At 58.3% G+C, this 20,552-nt stretch carries 12 protein-coding genes; 3 read left to right on the top strand and 9 right to left on the bottom strand.

All coding sequences use genetic code 11. The annotated features are described in order from the left end of the window. Nucleotides 1-178: 178 nt before the first annotated feature. The 6 genes from hmsP to bcsR all read right to left on the bottom strand — a co-directional run bounded on the left by hmsP (nucleotide 179) and on the right by bcsR (nucleotide 11,577). Nucleotides 179-2,185 (bottom strand): biofilm formation regulator HmsP, encoded by a 2,007-nt coding sequence (gene hmsP / locus EE896_RS18470; RefSeq protein WP_003851984.1) that lies wholly within the window; start codon nucleotides 2,183-2,185, stop codon nucleotides 179-181. Between the two features lie 116 nt (nucleotides 2,186-2,301). Then, nucleotides 2,302-5,769: a cellulose synthase complex outer membrane protein BcsC gene (gene bcsC, locus EE896_RS18475; RefSeq protein ID WP_140916067.1), complete on the bottom strand. Its 3,468-nt coding sequence runs from the start codon at nucleotides 5,767-5,769 to the stop codon at nucleotides 2,302-2,304. Beyond that, nucleotides 5,762-8,047 (bottom strand): cellulose biosynthesis cyclic di-GMP-binding regulatory protein BcsB, encoded by a 2,286-nt coding sequence (bcsB, locus tag EE896_RS18480; RefSeq protein WP_039658626.1) that lies wholly within the window; start codon nucleotides 8,045-8,047, stop codon nucleotides 5,762-5,764. The genes bcsC and bcsB overlap by 8 nt, the downstream gene beginning before the upstream one ends. Nucleotides 8,048-8,051: 4 nt before the next feature. After that, nucleotides 8,052-10,652 (bottom strand): UDP-forming cellulose synthase catalytic subunit, encoded by a 2,601-nt coding sequence (gene bcsA / locus EE896_RS18485; RefSeq protein WP_140916065.1) that lies wholly within the window; start codon nucleotides 10,650-10,652, stop codon nucleotides 8,052-8,054. Beyond that, nucleotides 10,649-11,380 carry a cellulose biosynthesis protein BcsQ gene (gene bcsQ / locus EE896_RS18490; protein WP_110411753.1) on the bottom strand — a complete coding sequence of 244 codons (732 nt, stop codon included), beginning with the start codon at nucleotides 11,378-11,380 and terminating at the stop codon, nucleotides 10,649-10,651. Before bcsQ ends, bcsA begins: the two co-directional genes overlap by 4 nt. Beyond that, complete coding sequence (bcsR, locus tag EE896_RS18495; RefSeq protein WP_039658691.1) at nucleotides 11,380-11,577, bottom strand: cellulose biosynthesis protein BcsR; 198 nt, start codon at nucleotides 11,575-11,577, stop codon at nucleotides 11,380-11,382. The genes bcsQ and bcsR overlap by 1 nt, the downstream gene beginning before the upstream one ends. Nucleotides 11,578-11,778: 201 nt before the next feature. Here bcsR and bcsE point away from each other — a divergent pair, with 201 nt between their 5' ends. The 3 genes from bcsE to bcsG are packed head-to-tail and all read left to right on the top strand — an operon-like array spanning nucleotide 11,779 to nucleotide 15,162. Further along, a complete protein-coding gene (gene bcsE, locus EE896_RS18500; protein WP_039658629.1) occupies nucleotides 11,779-13,317 on the top strand; it encodes a cellulose biosynthesis protein BcsE in 1,539 nt (512 codons plus the stop codon). Beyond that, entirely contained in the window at nucleotides 13,314-13,511 is a 198-nt protein-coding gene (bcsF, locus tag EE896_RS18505) for a cellulose biosynthesis protein BcsF (RefSeq protein ID WP_039658630.1), read from the top strand. Before bcsE ends, bcsF begins: the two co-directional genes overlap by 4 nt. Next, nucleotides 13,501-15,162 (top strand): cellulose biosynthesis protein BcsG, encoded by a 1,662-nt coding sequence (gene bcsG, locus EE896_RS18510; RefSeq protein WP_039658631.1) that lies wholly within the window; start codon nucleotides 13,501-13,503, stop codon nucleotides 15,160-15,162. Before bcsF ends, bcsG begins: the two co-directional genes overlap by 11 nt. 115 nt (nucleotides 15,163-15,277) lie before the next feature. Here the strand turns inward: bcsG and EE896_RS18515 are convergent, their stop codons facing one another. The 3 genes from EE896_RS18515 to EE896_RS18525 are packed head-to-tail and all read right to left on the bottom strand — an operon-like array spanning nucleotide 15,278 to nucleotide 20,552. Beyond that, entirely contained in the window at nucleotides 15,278-16,285 is a 1,008-nt protein-coding gene (locus EE896_RS18515) for a family 8 glycosyl hydrolase (RefSeq protein WP_078805053.1), read from the bottom strand. A gap of 8 nt (nucleotides 16,286-16,293) precedes the next feature. Then, nucleotides 16,294-16,737, bottom strand: coding sequence for a cellulose biosynthesis protein BcsD (gene bcsD, locus EE896_RS18520; RefSeq protein WP_039658633.1), 444 nt, complete (start codon nucleotides 16,735-16,737; stop codon nucleotides 16,294-16,296). Further along, nucleotides 16,737-20,552: a cellulose biosynthesis protein BcsC gene (locus EE896_RS18525; RefSeq protein WP_140916064.1), complete on the bottom strand. Its 3,816-nt coding sequence runs from the start codon at nucleotides 20,550-20,552 to the stop codon at nucleotides 16,737-16,739. Before EE896_RS18525 ends, bcsD begins: the two co-directional genes overlap by 1 nt.

The raw sequence follows: 20,552 nt of genomic DNA on the forward strand, positions 1-20,552 counted from the left end.
TTGTGACTGTCAGGCAACAGAGGTAGCGCCTGACAGTAACCCGAAAATAACACTCTGTTTACGTGATTAATACAGGGTGACAAACGCCCAGGAAACCCTGGGATCGTAATTCTGAACTGAAACGCTTCAGCAAGGGGTTTTGTAACTAAAATTCTCGCAAAATCAATGAATCAGGCAATTATTGCGGCAGTGAGGAGTTTTCAATCCACGCCTGATTAAATCGGGTCAGAGGCAGGGCTTCAGCGTAGAGATAGCCCTGCCCGATAGCGATACCGCGCGCCAGAAGCCAGTCGCGCTGCTCGGCTGTTTCCACGCCTTCGGCAATCACTTCAAGGTGGATAATCTCGGCGATAGCCGCGACGATACGGACCATTGTGTCGTCATGCGGTAGCGCCGCCACGAAGCTGCGATCCATCTTCAGCTTGTTTACCGGCAACGCTTTCAGCTGATGCAGATAGTTCAGGTTGGAGTAGCCCATGCCAAAATCATCCAGGGCCACGGCGACGCCGGTCTGCTGCAACAGGCGCAGCATCGACATCGCCTGTTCTGCATCATCAAGCTGAGCGGTCTCTGTCACTTCCAGCACCAGCGTGTCGGGTGCGATGCGGTGGCGCGTCAGCAGGGCTTGCAGATGAGAGACCACGCCGGTGTCCCGCAGTTGCACAGCGGAAATATTCACACTCAGCGGCAGCATAATGCCCTGCCGCTGCCAGCCAGCCAGAATGCGGCACGCCTCTTCAAACACCCAGCGACCTATCGCGCTAATCACGCCAATCTCTTCGGCGCTGGCAATAAATTCTTCGGTAAGACCATAACTGCCGTCTGGCTGGCGCATGCGCAACAGGGCTTCGGCGCCGGTTAACGCGCCGGTCCGCATATCGACCTGCGGTTGCAGGTAAAGCGCGAACTGATCATCATGCAGACCCTGCAGGATGTCATGCTCCTGAGTCAGACGCTTCTGCGCGCGCTCGGTCAGTGCGGCATCAAAGAACAGGATCTGATTTTTGCCCTGATGACGGGCCGACATCATCGCCGACGTCGCGCGGTCAAGCAGCTCATTCGCGCTCAGCGGCTGATCCTCATGCAGCGCCAGACCGATGCTGAGATTAGGGCGCAGCTGGAGCTGATGGAGGTTAACCGGCTGATTCAGGCGAATCATCAGATTACGCGCCAGACGCAGCGCGCGGAACGGATTGCTTGCACGCTTCATTAGCAGGACAAAATCGCTGGTCCCGGTCTGCGCCAGCAAAGTATGGTCGTCCAGGGTATTACGGATCTTCTCCACCAGCGTCAGCATCAGTGTATCGCGCTGCTCATCGCTGAGTACGCCGTTAGCTTCCTGGAGGGTTTCAATGCGGATGACCATCAGACCCAGTGACTGTTCAGGCATGCGCATGCACTGATCGACCAGCGCCAGAAACAGAGTGCGGTTGGGCAGATCGGTGACGGGAAAATGGGTCGTCAGCCGGCTCATCTCATCATGGATTGACTCCAGCACCTGCTGATTGCGGTTGTAGCTACGGACCAGCATACCGATTTCATCATCGCGGTGGCTCTGCGGTAGCGACAGCTTGTGCGTCAGAATCGACTGGGGCGGCAGCTCCTGCAGTTCGCGAGAGAGATTGCGCAGCGGATGCACCACCAGCCGGTTAATGCACCAGCTGATCGCCACGGAAAGAATCAGCGCCAGCAACAGATAGGTGATAATCATGGTCGAGAGCGTGCTGAGGATAAACTGGTAGACGCGCGTCGAGTTAGCCTGCAACACCAGATAGGCCAGCGGCTTCGGCATCCCGGTATTTTCGACTGAATAGAGCGGCAGGGTAATCTGCACCGGCAGCTCAAACAGGCGGGCGACCAGACGCGGCACCGGTTTTTCCACCTCGAAATCTGCATGCAGAGCCTGGAACGCATTCGGCAGCACCACATCGGCGCGCGATAAAATACCGGCCGGTTTCAGGGAGTGAAGAATACGTTCGGCCTGAGGAATATCGGCGCGCAGCACCGCTTCCGACAGCGGCTGACGGACGGTGTGCGCGATATTCTCCATCTGCTGGGCGTAGTCAATCCTGCGCTGCTGCACAAAATGAAACAGTTGGATGACGATAAAGATACTGATGGTGATAATCGCAACCAGCGAAACTGTCGCCATCTGCTTTATCGTAAGTGACCGGCTTACGCGCAAAAATTCTCTCCTGACGATGAAAAAAGCCCAGATAGCAGACAGTACAATGCCCGCCAGTATATCCCATAAACTGACTTTTTTACCGTCTGAAAAGTCCGGCTTTTTCCCGATCGGGATTATTTAAAATCTGCGTAGGGAACCAGCGGCTGTGGCGGCATATCCAGATCCCCTTCCCAGCCCCCGGCAGCATAGCGTACATAGATCAGGCCGTGGCTCGGGGTGTAATCTTTCGCCTGCTGAATATCGACACCTGCTCCTACAAACCACGCCGACGTCAGCCGCCGCTCAACTACTGCCTGCAGCGTGTAGCCGATCCCCCCGCCGGCGCTGCTGGCGGAAGAGGGATTGCTGGCAAGGGTGAAGCCAGGATTAACCGGATAACGCTGCTGCGCATCCGTTTTCGAATGTGACCACGAAACTGAACCGCCCAGATCAAATGACCAGTTCTCCGTACGCTGCCGCCAGGTGACCGGCACAGCAAAGGAGAGATATTGCTGTGGACTGTAGTAGCCGCCCTGGCCGAAGGTGTAATCACTGAGATCCTTCTGATAGTGCCAGAGCATGCTGTTCAGCCCGATGGTCGCACGGCGATTGTCGGTGGTGATCAGCTTGTAGTAATAGCCGCCCATCAGGCGCTCGCGGCTGTTATCAGCGACATTCTTGCCGGTGATCTGATGCGCACTGATGTCGCCCCAGACACCATGCGCACCGCCCTGATCGTAACTCAGCCCGATGCTGCCGCCCGTTGCCACCACACCGCCCCAGCTTTCACTGCCGTTGACTGCCGGATCGCGCGTCCCGGCATAGGAGAGCAGCGAACTGGCAATTGGCCTGCGTGAAGCGGTCAGCGTCACACCGAGCTGCTTCACATCGGTTTTCCAGCTCAGGCCGCCGGTCCAGTTAGTGACTTCAAAACCCAGCGGCGTGGTGCCGAGGTCGGCCGACCAGATCGCATTATGCCAGCCAGCGGCCAGCGCCGTGCCACTGTCACGCTGGTGAGTCTGAGAAGTGCAGCCGCCGGAATTCACATCGTCACAGCTGCCAAATAAATCATTAAAGCTACCGTTTCGGGTGGTAAAGGTCCCTGCGGAAACGTCCACCCGGTCGAGCCGGAAAAAGCCGCGCCCATCGGCAAACGGATGTTCCGCCTGCAGCATGGTGGTGTGCGCCGTAAAGTCAGAGATGCCGCCCGTACCGCTGTTGCGTGAATAGTCCTGCTGCACTGTCAGCGTGGTTTGCTGCTGACGATAGAGATCGGCCGTGTCGCTGCGCAGGCTGCGCTTCAGCCACTCATCCTGCGGATCGTTGCGGGTGGCGCGGCTGATATTGCCACTGCTATCAATACCGCTGGCCGTCATCGCCTGACGATAATCGGCCAGTGCCTGTTCAGGCTGCTGCTGCGAACGTTCAAGTCGTGCCGCATCACGAAACACCAGCGCCTTATCCTGAGAAGGTGGCAGCGAGGCGGCGCGCTGTTTCAGATCGCTAAACAGCACGGCAGCCCGCGTGGTTTCACCCACCGCCTGCCACGCCAGCGCAGCACGCCTGTCCGCATTGACACTCGCCTGAATCGACGGCTGTTGCTCAAGCGCCTGTAGGGCTTCGCTGTTGCGCTGCAGGGCAACCAGCGCTTCGATTCGTCCCAGCGCCGCATCGCCGTTTTCCGGCTCGCGAGACAGTACCTGCTGATAGCCTGCCAGCGCCTGCAGCGCGTCACCGCGTGCCAGTGCCCAGTCGGCCAGCGTCAGGTCACGTCGGCTGGAAACTGGCTGCTGCTCAAGCAGCGTTACGGCTGCCGGCTCCCGCCCGGCGGCGCGCAGCGCCTCGGACTGGGCATAGATCTGATTCTGTTTCAGGCGGTCAGCCAGCTGACGCATATCGCTGCTCCACTGCGCATCGGGCAGACGATGCAGCGTGGCCAGTGCCTCGCTGTCGTTATCGTTGCCCGAGAACCAGAGTGCGGTCGCGTAAAGTGCAGTCGCATCCTGCGGATGTTGCTGCGCGACCGCGCGCATTATCGTCTGCGCCTGCTGCACGTCACCACTGTTACGCAGCGCGCCAGCCAGCCGGTAACTGAGCCAGACGTCATCCGGAGCCAGCTCCCGTGCCTGGCGATATTTCTCTGCCGCCTGCGGCCAGCGAGCCTGCTGCGCCAGAGCATCTGCTTCCGTGCGCAGGCTATCGCTGCGCAGCAGGCGCAGCGTGTCAGCCAGGGCGCGCTGCTGCCCGGCGGGTAAGGTAGTAATAAATTCCAGCTCGCGTGCAGGCGACACAGCCTGATAAAGCCCCGCCAGCCGACGCACTGCGGTGATATTGGTGCCATCCAGCCGTCGCGCGCGCTGCCAGAACTGTTCTGCGCCCGCCGCATCTTTACGCGCCATCGCCACATCACCCAGGCCAATCAGGGCATAGCTGTCGCTGCTGTCATACTTCTGGGCCGCACGATAGTGCTGTCCGGCCCCTTCAATATCATGCTGCGCCAGCGCTTTATCGCCCTGCTCAATCGCCAGCCAGTAGCGATTGCTCTGCAGCAGCGACTGCCATTTGCCGATCAGCGTGCTCTGCTGTCCCGCTTTGATGGCGCGTTCCAGCCAGAGAATGGCGGCATCACGATGGCCCGCGCGGGCCTGGGTCTGCCCCATCGCCCCCATTAATTCGGCATTATCGGGATTCGCTTTCAGTGCCCGGTTCAGGATCGCCATCGCGTTATTCACATTGCCTGCATCGACCAGCGCCAGCGCGCGCATCCGTTCGCGATAAGCGGGATCGGCCAGCGTCGTCTGCTGCTTCGAGAGCGCCTCCAGGCCCTGCTGATGCGCATCGCCCTCGGTGAAGACGGTGAGATACTCTTTCAACTGCGCGACGCTACTGTCGCTGACCGGTTGATCGTTAATCTGTTTCAGCCAGAGATCAGCCGCGGCATCACGCCCGCCGCTGCTTTCCGCCAGCCGCTTCAGCTGGACTATCGCCTGCGCCGACTGCTGCCGGGCAAATGCCATGCGGGCAATCTGCAATCCGACGCCAACGTTGCCCGGATAGCGCTGTTCCATCGCCTGCAGCTGCTGCCATACGACCTCTTCCTGGCCAGGAAGGCGCGCCATCAGCCGCCAGTACTCCAGGGCGATGTTGGGATCGGGAAACACGCCGTTGAACAGCGCATCGTACGCGCTTTTTGCTTCCGCCAGCCGCCCTGAGGTAGCAAGCAATCGCGCCTGCTGCAGTTGCTGCCGCCCCTCTGGCGACATCATGCGCAGGCCTGCGGCAGACTCACGCGCCGCCGTCGAGCCGGGCGCCAGCCTGTTGAGCTGATCCAGCAACGCCTGCGCTGCGGTGATATCGCCCTGATGCAGCGCCAGACGCAGACGCGCCGCAAGCACCTGCGGATTATCCGGGTCCATCTTCTCCAGCCGGTAGAGCGATTGCTGTACCAGATCGTATTTGTTAGTCGACTCGCCGGTGCGGACCTGTGCCAGCAGCCACTCGACTGGCGAGACTTCCGGTCCGTCAGTCGGTGCGGCCAGCCCCGGCAGCGCACTTAGCGCACCAAGCAGCATGCCCGCCCGCAGTACCTGAGCGTTATTCATCTTCATCCAGTAAACGACGACGGGTAATAATTCGCATCAGACGCCACGTCATTAGCGCGAACAGCACCACCACAAAGAGTGTGCAGAGTGCCAGCCAGAAGGGATGGGTCGAGAGTAGCGACCAGAGACGCTCCCACCACGGCAGATGACCAACGTAGTAGCTCTCGCCAACCCGCAGACTGTTAACCCCTGACTCGCGGATAATCGCGGTGGAGCCAGACATTGCGCCACGCTTATCGCTGTCACTCATTGCCTCGTTGAGCAGTTGCCAGCCACGCGGCGTGCCATCGGCGAGCAGCGCAACCACGCTGCGCTGATCGTAAAACGGCGACTGGAAGCCAATCACCGTTGCCAGCGGGCCGCGGGAGCTGATGGCAGTGGTGCTTTCTGCCGTCTGATCGCGACCGCTTTGCGGATTCATCTGTGGCGTGACCCGTCGCACGGGTTCTTTCAGCCAGCTGGCGGTGGCGTCGACCAGCGCCGGGATCCGCAGGTCATTCTGAAGATCTTTGGGGATGACACCGATCATCAGCAGATCCACATCCTGCTTTTTCGCCGTGGCCCAGTCGTCGGTCAACTGAACGCGCAGTGCCGGATAGCCAGTCTGTGCACCACTATTGCCCATCGCATTCAACAGTGTGCTGACCTGCTGGACGTCTGGTTTTGGCGGCATCAGCACCAGGGTTTGCGCCAGATCGGCATAACGGCTGAACGGGAAGCCCGCATTTGCCCAGGCACGCAGTGATGGCATTTCGATGTAGTGGCGATAGCCAGAAAAATCGATGCTGGAACTGTCGTCCACCACCACATGATGACCGACCGGCGTCACGGTTTCACAACGCCCGTCAGCATTGCCACCAATAAAGGTGTTGGCATAGTCAAAATCGAAGCGCAGCTGGTTAACCACACCCAGGCGTAACGCCGGAATCAGCAGTTCATGGTTTTTGTCCAGCATTCCCTGAATCAGGGGAATATGCAGCAACTGCTGACCGGCCGTGTTTTTAGGCGGTAGCGGATAATCCTGGATGAACTGATTATTCAGGTTCACCGCCAGCCGTGAGCCATCCGACTGGAAAGGCGCGGTATAGCGATAGCTCAGATCCATGTCGATGCCGCGCGCGCGAACCAGGAAGAGATCGGGCGGCAGATTCAGCGTCAGGCTGATGGGATTGGGCTGCAGGCCGTCAGACTGCAGCTGGTTTTCATACTGAGTCAGTTCAGCAAAGGTGGTGCGGCGATCGGTGCGCACCCAGTTTGGCGCATCATAGGGCTGGCGCGGTGCCAGCAGCGTAACGCGGTCGATGGTCGAGGTGTCCCCGCGTAACAGCAACTCACCCTGCGCAATCCCCTGCACCGCCGTCAGCAAATCGTCGTCGTTGCGTCCCAGGATGAGCAGCATTTTTTCATAGAGACTGTCAGGCTGACTCACTATCTCCACGGTCGGCTTTACAACCGGCGGCAAATCTTTCAGAAAATCCGGGCGCGCATCGTTGGTGGCAAACACCACAGCATGCTGCTGTTGCGGCAGCTGATTGTAGAGCACCTGAAAGCGCTGTCCGCGCCAGGCAGCTTTGCTGCCGAACCAGGAGGCGAGAATCGCGGCAGCCCGCTGCTGCTTTATGTCCGGCTGGGCAGCAAACACCATCGGCAAGGTCAGCGGTCGCGTGTCGCGGGTATCAAAAAAGGGTTCAGGAAAATGGGAGAGGTCATTTTTCAGCGGCAGTTTTTGCAGCGTCAGATCGATGCCGCTCTCTTTGCCGATATCAAGCCAGATGGTGCTGTTGGCCGGATTTTCACAGATGTTGGCGTAGTGACCAACCAGCTCAAAGCGCACGCGGTTAAAGTCAGCAATATAGTGAGGATCGATTGCCAGCTGCGTCTGAATCTCTTTACCCGGCTGGTCCGGGGTAATGGTGATCAGGCCGATCAGCTCATCGTTGAGATAAACCTTCAGCTGCGACAGCACAGGTAGCAGCGCAGGCGAGGGCCGATAGGTAAGATTAAGCAGCGCACGCGTCACCACCTCATCACTGCGCACACCGAACTCGATCTGCCCGCTGGTACGTGTTCCGCTCAGCGTCATGCTACCCGGCGCTGGTGCCAGCTTAACAAAGCTCAGCTGACTGTTACGCAGCGGTGCAGCAGGCTGTGGCGGCAAAGATTGCACCGCGGTTTCTCCGGGAGTGACCGCCATATTTTCCTGCGCCAGGGCGCAGCTTAGTGTTGTGGAACCCAACAGCAGCGCAGCGACCCACCTGTTTACTCTCGTTATCGTCATATCATCAACTCAATGCGTTTTTTGAAGCTGGCGCACGGATGCCTTGCGGCAACAGCGAAGCCAGCCAGCTCACCCCAACGGTAAGCAGGTTAAACAGCCGACGTAACTGCGGCGGGCCATATTCCGCCAGGCGCAGGTAACCTTTGAAACCGAGGATCATGATATCGGCGAGGCTTTGCACCGGCTTATCTTCCGGAAAACCGTCCTGCCACAGTGCCCAGGTATCGGCGCGAGCGAAGGTACACTGGATAAATTCAATATGCTGCTGGGTGGTCAGCTGATGGAGACGCACGCCAGCCCGGTGGCCAAAGACACGCTGCACCTGGCAGGGGAAGCTGAACTCCTGCTGTCCACGACGCAGCAGCAGCCACACTTTTTCATTCTCCCGCAGCGCATCCGGCTCGCGCATCTCCAGCCCGACGCCGCCATCCGAGTAGTCACGCAGCGTGCAGGGCAGCATATGACCATCTTCGCGTGCGATGGCGGCCGGCATGGCGATCTCTACACGGTGCGCCTCGCGGATCTGCCGGGCTTCAACGGAAACCGCCACCGCACCGCCAAGAATAATCATGTTATAGAGCACCCAAATCAGACTTACGCAGACGGTCAGTATCTCGTTGGCCGGACCGTGCTGCATGCGCCAGAACGCCATCAACACGCCCGCCACATTAAGCAACACCAGCAACATATAGGGTTTGGTTATCACCCAGTCCAGATGCTGCTCCTCGACCAGTCCGCCTTTCGCCGTGACGTTAAACTTACCCTTGTGAGGATTGAACAGCGCCACGGTAGTAGGCCGGGCGATATACCAGGCCAGCACCGTCTCGTAAACTTCGCTCCAGAAAGAGTGACGCCAGCGCCCCTGAATACGCGAGTTGGTCAGGCTGGTGTGCAGCATGTGAGGTAAAACATAGATAGCGATCGCCAGGGCAGGCGCATAGATGATGTAGGCATGGCAGAGTAAAAACGCCAGCGGTGCCAGCAGGAAGATCAGCCGCGGAATACCGGACAAAAAGTGCAGCATAGCGTTGGCATAACAGAGCCGCTGTACCCACTTCAACCCCTTACCAAACAACGGGTTATCAAGGCGGAAAATCTGCACCATCCCGCGTGCCCAGCGAATACGCTGCCCGATATGCGCTGACAGACTTTCGGTCGCCAGCCCGGCCGCCTGAGGAATGCGGATGTAGGCCGAGGTGTAGCCACGCCGGTGCAGACGCAGCGACGTATGGGCATCTTCAGTGACGGTTTCTACGGCAATACCGCCAATCTCTTCCAGCGCAGTGCGGCGCAGAATGGCGCAGGAGCCACAGAAGAAGGTGGCGTCCCAGGTATCGTTACCGTCCTGCACCAGCCCATAAAAGAGCGAACCCTCATTCGGCGTACGGCGAAACCGCCCGAGATTGCGCTCAAACGGATCGGGCGAAAAGAAGTGATGCGGCGTCTGCAGCATCGCCAGCCGGGGATCTTTGATAAACCAGCCCATGGCCATCTGTAAAAAAGCGCGTGTCGGCACATGGTCGCAGTCAAAGATCGACACGAAGTCGCTGCGGCAGTAGTTTTTCAGCGCGTGGTTGATGTTCCCCGCCTTGGCATGTTCGTTAGAGGGACGCGCCACATAGTTAATGCCAATGCTGGTGGCAAACTCGCGGAATTCCGGCCGGTTGCCGTCGTCAAGGAGATAGATATTCAGGCGATCTTTCGGCCAGTCGATACCCAGCGCAGCATAGAGCGTCGGTCTGACAACGCTAAGAGCTTCGTTATAGGTCGGCACCAGCAGGTCCACCGATGGCCACTGCGAACGGTCAGCCGGCATGGAGACGGGTTGCCGGTTAAGCGGCCACAGCGTCTGGAAATAGCCCAGCACCAGCACCACCCAGGCGTAGGTCTCTGCTGCAATAAGCAGCAAACCAAAGATCAGGCTCAGCGGATCGTCCCAGTTCAGCGTCGAGGTATAGCGCCACCAGAGGTAGCGGCACGACACGGTCAACGACAGCACGATCAGCATCATGGTAGGAAAACGACCCGGAATGCGCCGGACCAGCATCGCCAGACCCCAGAGCAGTACGACAAAAATAAACTGCGTCATCAGACCAAAGGGCTGGCTGATACAGAGCAGCGCCAGCAGTGAGGCAAAGAGAGCCGTCACGACAAAGAGGCTGCGTCGCATCGGCGGCGACAGGCGCTTCAGTCGCTGTTCGATGCGCGTATCAATGCCCTGGGTTTGCGAGCGGGCAATAACGTTGTCCAGCCAGCGATAGCCGTGCTGCCGCCAGCCAGAAAGTGCGCTCAGGCCCTTAACGCCATCGCGGGCGCTCGCCTGGGGGAGCCGGATCATAATCAGCCACAGTGTCTGGATCAGATAGCGCAGGATATCCAGCGGACGCGGACGCTCCGGTGAGATGTGCGGATAGAGGCGGCGGCGCTGCTGAATCACACTCTGCCAGCCCGGGCTTTCGAAGCGGAGCAGCATCAGGCCCAGAACAGACCAGAAAAGATGAAGTGCGCTGGCGAAGCGGGAGGCACCATTGCCTCGCGCAGTGGTATAGCCCCGATGCAGCGATTGCCAGGCGGGCGCAGTCAACAGCCAGCGCAACGGATTCAAGAATTTACTCCCTTCAGATTGAGTAACAACCAGTTAGCCAGCGTGATGATCTCCTCGCTGGCTAACGCATGTGGCCGATATTCACCAACCGGCTGCTTCATCATCAGCGCCTCTGCCAGCGCCTCATCGCGATGAATCAGCAGCGGTATCAGCTGCGCCAGTGAAGCCATCCAAAGCTGATGCAGATCCTGCTGCAGACGGCTGTTAGCATTAAACTGATTGATAACAAAGCGGGTGCGCGCCGGAAAGCGGCGCTGGCTAAGGCGCAAATGACAATTGGCGTCAGGCTGGATGACACAGAGTATGCCGTCCAGCTGTTGATAGAGTGTTTCATGCCACGGCAGGGAGTCGGCAGGCAGATCAAAAATAATCCACTGATAGCGCGCCTGCAGGTCCGGCAATACCTGGAGCAGCGGTGCGGCGACAGACTCATTCTGACGGGTGATAGTCAAAGAATGCTGATGAGAAAGCACACCATGTGGCAGCAAGTCAGGCCCATGGGGATAGCACAGCGCGCTGTGCTGCCAGTCTCCCCCTTCGCACAGGGCTTTCATCCAGCCATTCTCCTGCTGAGCGGGCAGATTGAAATGCATGCCGAGCTGACTAACCGGCGAGCCGTCGATCAGCAACACCCGCTCGCCGAGAGCCGCCAGCGCCCAGCCCAGTCCGGCACAAAGAGACGTTGTGCCGACACCGCCCCGCACGCCCTGAAGCGCTATCTGCGGCATCAGTGAGGTTGCTCAGGCTGGCTGGGGACCGTTTCGGCTAACAGCGTCCAGCGTGACAAAATCTCTTTCAGACGCTCTTCGCGCGCAATATCGACATAGCGAAAAGCGTGCAAAGAAAAGGCGTCACGCAAAGCACTAATATCATCCTGACGATCGCCATCGGCGGCCTCAGGGGTATGAAGATTTGGATTTTTCATTACTGTTCGCCAAAGATAAAACACTGTCAGACTCAGAATAGTCGCCTGCGCATAAAAAGGAGGTTCAAAAAGATTTTCAGCAACGCTGCATTTGCCAGACGTTGTGAGCCAGTTTGTCATTGGCAATGTTTAAATTTCTCAGGTTACATCCTGGCCTGTCTATAATAAGCTAGCCTGGACTGGAAAAATAACGAATTCAATATGAAAAATTCTTTTTCGCTAGGGCTGTTGCATGTTCAGCCTGAATTAACGGCATTGCAAACGCCTGGCTGTTATTGGGTGACGTGTGCACGGCAGGATGACGCCCGCATGTTGATTCGACAGGTGATTTCACATCAGCAGGCCGTCACGCTCATCAGCGCTGATCAACCGCCTCGTGATCTCCTGACGCCCGACCCGATCGGCGGCCCCGACCGTATCCCGCTATTTTCTCTTTCCAAAAGCAAACGGAGTCTTTTGCTGCTGGAAAATGATTTTCTGCGTACGCTTGGCAGTAAAAACGGACTGGTGATATTTAACAGCAGCGCAGCGCAATGGGATAAGCTCGATGACGCCGAATTAACCCGGTGGATAAAGGGTATGCGCCGCACGCTACATAAAAGCAAACTCACACTTTTAATCATTACCTCCGGCACCACCATAATAAACCTGAGTAATAATCTTCAGCGTTATTTTCGTCAGCTGGATGGCGTTGCCCATTTGAGCTTTCAGCAGGACAGCTGGCAGTATCGAATTAACTGGTGGTATGCCGCGGAACGCCTGCTCGCCGATCGTGCAATACGTCTGGGCTGTGAAGAAGATCGTTTCTTTGCCTTAAATGAAAAGCAGGAACCGTTGAGCCTTAATGACGAACAACATTATCTCGCGGACAAAATCGTGCTTGAGGGCGCGCCGCCGCTTTCACGCCAGTGGCAGCTCTTTGATGATAATGAGCAGGTCTGGTTCCAGGCACAGCAGGCTAATGCCGCGACAGTTATTTTTAGTCTGACCCGCAGCGACTATATCGGCGAACTGGCGAAGATGGTTCACAGCCTGCGTCGTGCTCGCGGCAACGGAATGAAAATTGTGGTACGTGAGATGGGGGCCAGCCTGCGTTATAGCGACGAGCGGCTGCTGCTGGCCTGCGGAGTCAACACCATCGTGCCGGCTAACGCAGCTATGTCGCGCTTTCTGACCACGCTGGAAGGTCTTCAGGGACAGGTGTTTAACCGTCGCGTTCCCGCCAGTCTTGAGGCGTTAACCGCCTCATTGCAGCCGCTGCATGAGAAAGGCTACCTGCGGCTTGACGCCTTCTGTCAATCAGTCAGCCAGTTGATCAGTAATACCTTACTGCCGGAAAATGATAAGGGCCTGTTGGTGGCATTGCGGCCAGTGCCGCAGCTTCAACCCCAGCAGATTCTGACGCTCTGTAAACCGCGTCGCTTCGGCGACCTGGTCACGGTGCTGGAAGATCGCGTCATACTATTTCTCTCCTCCTGCCGCTACAACGATCTCGATAAGGCCTTGAAATATATATTTTCATTGCCTCACGATGAGCTATTTGCAAACCGGATGGTCTGGTTCGAGGATAATCATATTCTTGCGGAAGTCAGCAATATTAAAAAACTGACGCCGATGGCGATTCAGGAACTGACGCCGGTTTCAGAATCTCTGCTCGAATCCACCCTCAAGCCAGTGGATGCGCCTGTACGTTCGGCACCGCAGCCCATCACTTTACTGCCGGAGAAAGAATCCCGATGAACCTGATGGACTGGGTACAGATTGCGCTGCTGGCTATTTTTATCCTGCTGATTCTAAAGCCTGTCTGGCAACGCTGGCTGCCGCGTCGCTGGAACGGCCTGCTGAATCGGCTGTTGCCTGCGCGTGCGCTAAAGTCTGAAGGTGACTGGCAGCGTCAATCTCCAAAAACGGATGCAAAAATTAATGAAAAATGATCAACCCGCTGCGGCCCACTCTTCCGGTTTGTGGTCCTGCTGGCGCGGACTGGGCGGCTGGAATTTCTACTTTTTAGTGAAGTTCGCCCTGCTGTGGTATGGCTATCTCAACTTTCACGCGCTGAGCAACCTGGTGTTTCTCGCCTGGCTGCTCTTCCCGCTGCCGACGGTACGCCTGCATCGCCTGCGCCACTGGGTCTCGATCCCCATTGGTGTCGGGCTGTTCTGGCATGACACCTGGCTGCCCGGACTCAGCAGCATCATGAGCCAGGGCGATCAGCTGGCGGGCTTCTCCGCAGCCTATCTTCTCGATCTGGCAGACCGCTTTATCAACTGGCAAATGATAGGTGCGCTCTTTGTCCTGCTGGTTCTCTATCTCTTTGTTGCGCAGTGGATTCGTATCACCGTGCTGGTTTCATTGATGCTGATCTGGCTCAACGTACTCACTATCGCTGGCCCGGCGATGTCGCTGCTACCGACCCGCGCAGCCACTCCGCAGGTGGTCCTGAATCAGACGCCAGCCGCCAGCCAGCCAGCCGCTACGCCGGATGGGCTCGATCAGTCTGCACCCGCGACCAGTACGAATCTGACCGCCTGGCTCAACCGTTTCTATGAGAGTGAGCGCAAGCGCGTTACCCACTTCCCCGACAGCCTGCCTGCCGATTCACAGCCATTCGACATTCTGGTGATCAACATCTGTTCGCTCGCCTGGTCAGATATGGATGCCTCGCAACTGCGTAATCATCCGCTGTGGCATCACTTCGACATCATGCTGACCAACTACAACTCCGCCACGAGCTACAGCGGACCGGCAGGGATTCGTCTGCTGCGTGCCAGCTGCGGTCAGACCTCGCACAGCGATCTCTACAAACCCACTGATTCACGCTGCTATCTGTTCGATAATCTGGCGAAGCTGGGCTTTAAAGAGCAGCTGATGATGGACCACACCGGCGTGTTTGGTAACTATCTCAAAGAACTGCGCGAAGGCGGGGATATTCAGGCACCGCTGATGTCGCAGGCGGGTATTGCGCCGGAGGTGACTTCATTCGACAGCACGCCGGTGTTCAATGATGCCCAACTGATGCAGCGCTGGCTCGACGATCGCAGCAAGAGCAGCGATGCCCGCAGCGCCACCTTCTATAACCTGATCCCGCTGCACGACGGCACCCGCGAACTGGGCAGCACCCAGACAGCCCCATGGAAGCCGCGCGCTCAGTTGCTGTTTGATCAGATCGACGCCTTCCTTACTCAGCTGGAGAAGTCAGGCCGTCGGGTGATGGTGCTGGTGGTGCCGGAGCATGGGGCCGCCCTGCAGGGCGATAAGATGCAGATGTCAGGGCTGCGCGACATTCCCAGCCCGGGTATTACGCATGTGCCGGTCGGGATTAAGTTTGTCGGCATGAAAGCCCCGCATCAGGGACAGCCACTCAATATTGATGCGCCAACCAGTCTGCTGGCAGTCTCAGAGATTGTGTCTCGCGTGGTGGATGGGCAGGTATTTAATGCGCCCAATGTCAATATGTCGGTGCTGACTGACAAGCTGCCGCAGACGCCAGTGGTGTCGGAAAACGACGGTGCAGTGGTGATGATGTATCAGGGCAAGCCCTGGATCAGGCTAAATGGCGGAGACTGGGTGCCCTATCCGGAGTAACGCATCACTGCCGGAAAGCAGAAGTGCGGGTCAGCCGCCGCTTAGCGCCTGACCCATTTTTATCGTGTTACTGTCGGCAGCAGAATAGCGGCCAGCGCCGCCGTTCTGCCTGTTATCAGCGCTTCTCCTGAAACGCCTGCCAGGTCAGCAGCTGCAGACTGGCGGAAAAGTAGTTCTGATCCGCAGCCAGCTTATCGCTCAGATAGCCGGTCTCATTCAGCGTGAGGTCGCGCACCGCCAGCAGACCGCCCTCAAGATGATAAGGTGCAGGTGCATTTGCCAGCACGTCGAACCAGGCGGGAGTCAGCATACGGCTGTAACCCTGCCAGACGCGCTGAAACGGCACCAGCGCCAGACTGTGCGGGTCATACCACCAGATGTTCAGCGGTACGCGAATCGCGTCATAACTGAAGCGGTTTGAGTAACCGACAGCCGGGGCAACCGAACCGTCGGCATTCAGCGCAACCCAGTCCAGCGGCAGACCGGTTTTGCCAAAACTCAGCTTACCCAGCAGCGTAAAACCATCATTAATCAGCTTATCCCAGACCTGCAGATGACTGCGCTCGCCAAACTCACGCCACGCCTGAAACAGGAAATAGGAAGGGTTAAGCACCACGTAACTGGTTTTATTGAAACCCTGCGCGCCCGGCAGCAGGACGGTATAGCCGCCAAAGTTCGTGACATCCAGCTTGATGATGGCGCGCTGAATACGGTCAGATGCCTGCTGGTAGCTCTCCACCTGCCATTTCTGAGCAGCACGCTGCAGCGCCCAGGCCAGCAGCACATCACCATCCGAGGCGTTGTTCTTATCAGCAACCGGATTGTCACTGCCTGGCACATAGCGCCAGTAGAAGAGATCGGTCTGCGGATTACCTAACTGGGTGCGTGTCCACTGCCACAACCTGTCAAACGTGGCGCGATCATTGTTGGCTACCGCCAGCAACATGCCATAACCCTGACCTTCGGTGTGACTGACATTGTTATTGGCGGTGTCCGTGATCCGCCCTTCCGCCGTCAGAAAACGACCTTTAAACGTGTCCCAGCCGCTGGCACTCGCCTGCGCACTGCAGGCCAGCAGTAAAACAGAGCAGATCCAGCCCATCCAGAATGGCTTACGTTTCATTTCCGATCCTATTGATATCGATAGTGCAGCGTGCTGCCATCATTGAGTTCAAGTGTAACCGGCACAATCCTGCTGCCGCCCTGGCCCTGTAACCAGCCTGAAAACAGTCCGGCTATGACTGCGCCAAATACTGCCTGCCAGTCAGCCGGAGAATGGGTATTGTCGCCAGCCGGTAAGGCGTGATACGTCATCAGCAGCGCCGTCTCTTCCGGCTGAAGCTGCACAAAGCCCCAGTTAAATCGCGCCAGCTGTAAGTTGGCCTCGCGCTCCAGATCCTGCACGGTGCGTGACGCTGGCAAAGGATAGCGGGTCGCCAGTGATTCACCCATTTTATAGAGAAAGGCCTCCGCCTCCCGCTGACCCGCGTTGGCCACCATCCCGTCAATCATCACGCTGACCAGGTCAAACCAGCCCGGCTGATGTGGATGTGATACCCCAGAATGTTCACTCATTACTTCTCTCCAAACAGATAACGGACATAGAGCTGCGCGCTGCTTTCGTTGTAGTCACCAAAGGTGTCATAGCCCAGCTGGCCGCCAATCGTCACATCTTTGTTGAGTTTGTAGTCCGCCCCGGCGTGCAGGTTGTAGCCGATGCCGTTTTTGCTGCCACCAGAATAGTAAGCGTCTTTTACACTGCCTCTTGCGGCAAGGGCTTCCAGCTCAGATTGCAGGCTGGCATTTGCAGGGAAGTACGCGCTCTTATCCTGACTGTAGGTCTGATAACCAGCCGCACCGCCAATATTCACGTTGAGATCGTCAAATTTACGTGAGAACTCTATCGGGAATGAGACCGACGCGTAGTTCTGCGGGCTGAAGTAGCCGCCCTGACCGTAACTGAAGTAGCTGAGGTTTTTCGAGAAATCCATCCACGACAGGCTCATGCCTACTTTCAGCTCGCGATCGTCACTGTGGAACGGACGGACATAAGCGCCAGCGGTTGCCTGCAGATTGTTATTGCTGGCGACATTCTCGCCAAGGTAGCTGTACGCGCCCGCGCCAGCATAGAAGCCTGCATCGCCATTGTCATAGCTTAACAGGGCGTTCGCGCCGTTCTTCGTGACGCGTCCCCAGCGTTTGCCGCTGGTTTTATCTTCTGCGCCGACGTAGGAGAGCAGGCTATCAGTAATCGCACGACGCTCACCGGTGAGGATCAGCGTCAGGAAGTCAGTGAGTTTCGGTGACCACTGCACGCCACCGACCAGTGTACTGAGATCCTGGCCCAGTGGCGTGCTGCCAATGTCCACTTTATAACTGTCGCCCTTCAGTGCCAGATTCAGCTCCACGCCAGAGGCGGTTTGCGAATCGGTAACGCCGTTCGGCAGATCATTCACCGTCGCACCGCCTGCGGCGACAACCCGGCCCTGACTCAGTGCATTGGTGCCGAAACGACGCCAGGCATCGGCTGCGCCACTGCCCGCCGTGAGTGAGACCGGCGTGGCGGTAAAGTCGAGACGCGCCGTTTCAAACGGCACGGTTGAGAAGGTCAGCGGCGCTTTGGCTTCTGTCAGCTTACTGAGGCCTGACTCGCCATCACGCCCCCGCACCTGCACCATGCCCTGACTCCAGGTGCCGGTTTTCTCCTGAAGCGAATCCATCATGGTATCGACGTCGTGCAGAACCTGTGACTGATGAGAGACGGTTTCGCTGCCCGCGGCCAGATCGCCCTGCGCTGTGACGCCCGTTGCAATGCCCACAGGTGCCGCCTGCCAGGGCAGCACAGTGCCGTAGCTGGACGGCGAACGTCCCACTGGTGAGGTATTACGGTTGATAAACGGATTATCCGCCAGCGCCAGGCCGCCCACGCTCGGCACGCTGCCAGGCTGTGCACCCTGCAGGCCAATCAGCTGCCCGCGTGCTGAACGCAGATATGCCATCGCCTGCGAATGGTCGCCATTGGCTTCCGCGACTCGCGCCAGCAGCAGCAGTCGATCCGGCGTCTGCGTGGTGGTGTTGAGGCCGCGACTCAGCTCGTTAGCGCGTTGCAGATTGTTCTGCGCCAGCGCGACGTTGATGGCCCCGACGCGCGCATCCTGCGTCGGTGTATCCTGGGTCATCAGGTAGTCATAGACCACACCCGCATCCCGGTTCATCTTGCCGTCCTGGTAAAGACGGGCCATCGCAAACATCAGATCACGGTTCTGCGGATCCTGCTGTAGTGCGCCAATCAGCTTGTCATACGCCACCGCGTACTGGCGCTGCTGCCGCAGGCGATCCACTTCGTTAATGAGATAGCCGTTGCGAATACCCGCCAGCTGCGTCGGCGTACTGCGCGCCTGCAGTTCCGGGTTACTGAGGAAGCGCTGCGCCTCACTGCCGAGACCCGCCTGATTCAGCACTGCCATCTGTGCAGCATAATCGCCAGCATTGCCCTGCACGCCGCGCTGCAGGTTAGCCTGCACCACTGAAACGGCGCTGGTGAAATCGCCCGCCTGCGCCAGCTTCTGCGCCAGGTTTCCGGCATCAACCGGATTGGTCGGTGGCGTGACCGCGAGCGCTTTAAGGGTATTGGCAGCCGCTGCCGTCGCGCCCTGTGCCAGGTATTGATCGGCCGTGCTCATCTGCAGATTAAAATTCACCCGCTGCGCCAGTTCACGCATCGCCGCCGTTTTAGCATTAGCGGGAATGCGCGCCAGCAAGGCGCTGGCCTGCTGCCAGCCGCCGCTTTCGCTGGCATTGAGCGCACCAGCATACAGCTCGCTGGTGCTGGCCCCGTTGCGCATCACCGGTTGCATTACGTTGGCCGCCAGCAGCGTATCGCCCTGCTGACGATAAAGCCGCGCTAAATCGAGCCGCAGCCAGCCATCCGAGGGATAGCGCTGAACGCCCTGCTGCAACGTCGTGATGGCCGCGGCGTTGTTGCCAGCGGCAAGCTGACGCTTCGCCTGCTGACGCAACGCATCGGCTTCATTGGCCCGTGGCGTAACGCTCTGACGCACGCTGTCCGGCAGCGCGCCCAGCAGCGTACTGGCTTCGGCATTCCGATTCTGCTGACGCAGAACGTAGAAAAGCCCTTCTTTGGCGCTGCGGTTATTCGTATCGCTTTGCAGAATGCTGCGGTAAATTTGCTCTGCCTGCTGCGGTTGATTGGTGCGGCGCAGCACGTCGGCGCGAAACAACCTGGCGGCCAGCCCTTTCTCACCGTCAGCCTGCACCAGCGGTTCACTCAGGGTCAGCGCCTGCGCAGTGTCCCCGCTTTTCAGCGCCTGCTGGGCGCTGGCCAGTTGTGCATAAAAACGCGCATCGTCCGCCTGCTGCTGACGTGAAGCACCCTGATCGCCGCCGAGCTGTGCAGCGCGCTGCAGATAATCTGCCGCTTCCTGATAATGTCCGGCACGCTGGGCCACATAGCCCATACCCGCTAACGCATCAGCATCCTGCGGGTTGGCGCCCAGCACTTTTTCAAAACTGGCCTGCGCTCCGCCAACGTCACCGCTGTTCAGCGCGCTGAATCCAGCCCCTTTTTCTGCGCCACCGACATTTTTACGGTAGTAGTCTATTACCGCTGAGTCCTGCGGGTGACGCTGCTGCCAGGTCTGATAGAGTGCCGCATCTGACGGCTGAGGGCCAAGCCATAGCAGTGCCTGACGCAGTGAGCGATCGGCATCCTGATTACCACTCGCCAGCGCGCTCAGCATCTCAATGCCTTCGCGACGGGTCTGTTCCTGATAAGTCAGCGCCTTACCCAGCGCCAGCTTCGCCCCCGTATCCTGCGGGTGCTGAGCCGCAAACTGGCGCAGCGCCTCAACCGCCTGCGGCAGCAGCGTCCGGTCACCCGCCATAGTGAGATAATATTCTGCCGCGACGCTGGGTGGTGGCTCATTGCCGGTAAAGGTATTGCGCCAGGTCTGTAACGCCGCCGGAATATTGCCGCTGCGCGCTTGCTGACGCGCCAACGAAAGCTGCGCCTGTGGAATGGTCTGCAGCTGGCGTGCACTGTCCAGTTCGCCGAGGTGCGGATCGTTGGGAGAGACCTGACTAAGCCGGGCGCGATACTGCGCCGCGGCGGCATTATCGCCGCCCTGCTGTGAATAAAGTGCCAGCAGATAAAGTGCCTGGGTATTGCCGGGTTCAACCATCAGCACCTTTTGCAGCGAGGCTTTCGCCAGATCATCATGCGCTTTCTGATGCCAGTAAGAGGCCTGATCGAACAGCGCCTGCAGCGCCGGATTGGTGCTTTCCGCCGCCAGAAGCGGAGGTGACAGAGCCAGCGCGCTGCCCAGCAGCAACGCCTTACGAATACCGGCACTCAACAGATTATTTTTCAT

Origin of the sequence: Pantoea eucalypti (assembly GCF_009646115.1) — a bacterium.
Classification (GTDB): domain Bacteria; phylum Pseudomonadota; class Gammaproteobacteria; order Enterobacterales; family Enterobacteriaceae; genus Pantoea; species Pantoea eucalypti.

Coding starts and splice junctions, on each gene's coding strand:
- bcsC (WP_140916067.1), bottom strand. CDS start 5,769: ATGAATAACGCTCAGGTACTGCGGGCGGGCATGCTGCTTGGTGCGCTA.
- bcsB (WP_039658626.1), bottom strand. CDS start 8,047: ATGACGATAACGAGAGTAAACAGGTGGGTCGCTGCGCTGCTGTTGGGT.
- bcsQ (WP_110411753.1), bottom strand. CDS start 11,380: ATGCCGCAGATAGCGCTTCAGGGCGTGCGGGGCGGTGTCGGCACAACG.
- bcsR (WP_039658691.1), bottom strand. CDS start 11,577: ATGAAAAATCCAAATCTTCATACCCCTGAGGCCGCCGATGGCGATCGT.
- bcsE (WP_039658629.1), top strand. CDS start 11,779: ATGAAAAATTCTTTTTCGCTAGGGCTGTTGCATGTTCAGCCTGAATTA.
- bcsF (WP_039658630.1), top strand. CDS start 13,314: ATGAACCTGATGGACTGGGTACAGATTGCGCTGCTGGCTATTTTTATC.
- bcsG (WP_039658631.1), top strand. CDS start 13,501: ATGAAAAATGATCAACCCGCTGCGGCCCACTCTTCCGGTTTGTGGTCC.
- EE896_RS18515 (WP_078805053.1), bottom strand. CDS start 16,285: ATGAAACGTAAGCCATTCTGGATGGGCTGGATCTGCTCTGTTTTACTG.
- bcsD (WP_039658633.1), bottom strand. CDS start 16,737: ATGAGTGAACATTCTGGGGTATCACATCCACATCAGCCGGGCTGGTTT.
- EE896_RS18525 (WP_140916064.1), bottom strand. CDS start 20,552: ATGAAAAATAATCTGTTGAGTGCCGGTATTCGTAAGGCGTTGCTGCTG.